Annotated in this window: 1 protein-coding gene; it reads right to left on the bottom strand. The window is 59.4% G+C overall.

Annotated elements, in window-relative coordinates; all coding sequences use genetic code 11:
- On the bottom strand, positions 1-331 hold a 331-nt coding region (locus SB659_RS19120; protein WP_410551528.1), incomplete at its 3' end, for an S-adenosylmethionine decarboxylase family protein.
- Positions 332-389: the final 58 nt, after the last annotated feature.

The raw sequence follows: 389 nt of genomic DNA, 5'->3' as shown, positions 1-389 counted from the left end.
ATGTGTGGATGGACATGTGGCTTTCCGCCAGCGAGACGGTTCCTGTCACGCCGCCGCCGGGGTCGAAGACGTGAAAATTCATACCGAGAAGGGTGGCGCCCGCAGCTTTCACGGCTGCGCGGAACGCTGCCTCGATATGTGCGACGTCACCGAGTTGTGTGGCGCCGCTGAAATCGGCGATGAGATGCCGGCCGGGAAGTTCGCCATTGGTCCTGCCCGCATGAACCACGCTGCCAACGGGCATGGGTGGCATGTAGCAGGCTGCAGACTTGCGATGAACGGACACCGTCATGGCGTCCCCGGCCGCTCTTCCACCCATGGAACCCAACATCGAACGGAGTTTGTAATGAGCATGCCACAAAATATTAGCCAGACAACATATATTGCCG

It is taken from the genome of Arthrobacter sp. SIMBA_036 (genome assembly GCF_046535135.1).
Taxonomy (GTDB): Bacteria; Actinomycetota; Actinomycetes; order Actinomycetales; family Micrococcaceae; genus Arthrobacter.
Note: the sequence above shows the minus strand (reverse complement) of the source record. Positions and strands in the feature narration are given on the sequence as shown.